The sequence below is a fragment of the Candidatus Babeliales bacterium genome, from assembly GCA_035288105.1.
Classification (GTDB): domain Bacteria; phylum Babelota; class Babeliae; order Babelales; family Vermiphilaceae; genus SOIL31.
In genome coordinates this window covers 1-2,602 of sequence record DATEAY010000030.1, presented here as the reverse complement: position 1 = coordinate 2,602, position 2,602 = coordinate 1, and the positions used below count along the sequence as shown (strand labels likewise).

The 2,602-nt window shown below is 35.7% G+C and carries 4 protein-coding genes; 1 reads left to right on the top strand and 3 read right to left on the bottom strand.

Going from position 1 to position 2,602, the window contains the following annotated elements; translation table 11 throughout:
• Positions 1-964: signal peptidase I (gene lepB / locus VJJ26_01565; protein ID HLC06852.1), on the bottom strand; the 964-nt coding region annotated here is incomplete at its 3' end.
• 173 nt (positions 965-1,137) lie between these two features.
• On the opposite strand from lepB, the gene VJJ26_01560 reads away from it, so the two are divergent.
• Positions 1,138-1,764: a hypothetical protein gene (locus VJJ26_01560; protein ID HLC06851.1), complete on the top strand. Its 627-nt coding sequence runs from the start codon at positions 1,138-1,140 to the stop codon at positions 1,762-1,764.
• A 32-nt stretch (positions 1,765-1,796) separates the two neighbouring features.
• Here VJJ26_01560 and tnpA read toward each other — a convergent pair whose 3' ends face one another.
• A complete protein-coding gene (tnpA, locus tag VJJ26_01555; protein HLC06850.1) occupies positions 1,797-2,270 on the bottom strand; it encodes an IS200/IS605 family transposase in 474 nt (157 codons plus the stop codon).
• Between the two features lie 38 nt (positions 2,271-2,308).
• Entirely contained in the window at positions 2,309-2,434 is a 126-nt protein-coding gene (locus tag VJJ26_01550; GenBank protein HLC06849.1) for a hypothetical protein, read from the bottom strand.
• Between the last annotated feature and the right edge of the window lie 168 nt (positions 2,435-2,602).

Here is a 2,602-nt window from a genome sequence, read left to right as displayed (position 1 = left end):
GATAACATCTACTCCACCGCACACGTTTCCAATAATCAATTGGATTTTTGATCAAATCAACAATCCACCAACCTTCATTGCTATCAATTGACCATAATCTGAAAATAATTCTTCCATGAATTTGTTCTTTTTTCACTGGTCCAAAAAAGCGACAATCTTTACTACCAAGACGATTATCTCCCATTCCCCAATATTCATCCGGTCCAAGTTTAACAAAAAACACATCTGACTTATTCCAATTATTGCGCGTTTCATCAGGAGAGAATTTACCGTTCCCGGGATAAAGCGGTGTTCCTGGAGTAATGAGAGAAGGATTGCCTTGTGCATCATGCAAAACACGCTTTTCGTCAAACTTATAGAACTTCTGCTGATCATATGGCTTGCTAGAATCATACGAACGTGGTGCAAGCACTTCTTGTGATAATCGCTCCATTACATATTGATTAATCATTGACTGATCAAGCTTGTATTGCCGAGATAACTTTTTCACTTCTGCTTCTATTACTTTAATTAAAACATCCTGATCTTGCGAAAGTTCACTGATCAACGGATATGTATTGATATACAGTTCATTCAATTTTTCACCATTACGATATACAACAGGCTTGCTATCTTCAATTGCACCACGAATGGTATCTCCTGGCACACCAATAATACGTTTGGTCCAATTCTGTGGACCCCACACATAGCGCTGAAATAAGCTTTTAAAGTAGTTGTCAGAATATTGATATTCTGGATCATTCATCGCAATAATTTCACCACGTCGCGGGCCTCTAAAATTGTACGTAAACTTATCAGATAAAAACCGTTCTCCAACCAATATTGTTGTTTCCATGGAACCAGTGGGAACTTGATACAAACCAAAGCCATACGTGCGAATTAAAAAGACAATAATAAGTAAACCCGCAAATTCAATGATACTGCTCAGCGTGCTTTGTTCTTTTTTTACCTTTTGATGAGACATAAAAATTCCTTATGTTTGATACACACTCATGACAATTATTTTCGCCTATAACAACAAAAAGCACAAGGATCTGCAATAAAGGCCCATATAACTATTTCTCGTTTTTTTCATTCAAAATTATATACTACACAACTATAGTGCTAAACAATTACTCAAAACAATAGGAGAACTATATGACAGTTGATACTACTTCAGATACTATACGATTGATTAACTATGATATTTCATTCGAACCTCTTAGCACATATACACGCTCTAAAGAACTCGAACAAACAAGCGTGAGAATGCGAGAGTTGCTTGACTCAAATTATAAAGAAGCTCTAAAGCAACTTCCTGCTCTCATTGAAAAATATCCAAACGATCCCACTCTTGCTGGATACCTCGCAGCCGCCCACACTCTCAATAAGGATACTGTTGCAAGCAAACAATTAATCATTCAGAATTATAATAAATTTCCAACGTATTTTTTTGCACGATGTATGTACGCAGACCTTTGTATTCAAGAAAACAACCTGGAAGAAGCCGCCAAAGCAATTGATAATAAGTTTGATCTAAAAATCTTATATCCCGATCGATCTGTATTTCATGTTTCAGAGTTGCTAGCATTTTGCCAGGTATGTACAAAATATTTTGGTGAATTGGGCGATTATAACCAAGCTCAAATTTACGTCGATATAATTAAACAACTTGATGACGAACACCCACTCGTAGAAAATTTGGAAAGTTATCTTTTTTATTGCGCCGCAAAACAAACTGTCAAACAATTTTTCAACAGAAAAAGTAAAAAACAGGGGGCTTAAAAGCCCCCGCTTTGCCTTGTAGGTTTTTAATTTTACTGATTTTGGATATATTCTCGTATACGATCTTCATTAACCTGGCCGCTTGTTTCTGCAAAGTATCCGTCTGACCAAAAACTTTTACCCCACAAAAATTCTTTCATTTCTGGAAATTCTTCCCGTACAATTTTACTTGTCATTCCCTTGAACAATTGAACCATACGACTCACACTCACATTTGGATTCATTTGAACTAACATATGAACATGATCCGGCTGAATGTTTAACTCTTCTATTTTCCATCTTTGTAAATCTGCACATTCATGCAACAGATCTTTTATTCTTTCTGCTACTTTTCCCTTTAATACTCTTTTTCTATACTTTGGAATCCATACTAAATGATACATAAGCCTATGCTTTGTTTGAGACTCGTGCCAATATTTGCTCATGTTTTTTAGTATGCCCAAAGATCCGGCTCTTCGCAATGCTGCTTTCGCCCATTGCTCCATCGCCTCCAATATGACTCGCATTCATCCCCGGCTTTAAAAAGCCAGGGTTTTCTGCTCAGTTAAATAAAATGGCCTGATTTTTGTTCTTTGTGATTATTCATTTTCTTATTTCTTTCAATACAAATGATTATTGGACATATAACGATCAACGCCACTACAATGGGCATATAGTTATTCCAACTCATGGTACTATACCTTAAAAAAACCTACATTAGACCTCTTTCGATTCTCTAAAAAATAGGTATATTAAATGACTAATCTTAAAAAGGAATAGTCATGAAAATAGACCATTTAAAAAAAATATCTGATGAACAATTTCGTAGGGTAATAGGCGTAAAACGCAAAACATTCAA

Bases quoted from the DNA above. Each gene is read 5' to 3' on its own strand.
- tnpA (HLC06850.1), bottom strand. From the start codon at position 2,270: ATGCGAGTCATATTGGAGGCGATGGAGCAATGGGCGAAAGCAGCATTG.
- VJJ26_01560 (HLC06851.1), top strand. From the start codon at position 1,138: ATGACAGTTGATACTACTTCAGATACTATACGATTGATTAACTATGAT.
- VJJ26_01550 (HLC06849.1), bottom strand. From the start codon at position 2,434: ATGAGTTGGAATAACTATATGCCCATTGTAGTGGCGTTGATCGTTATA.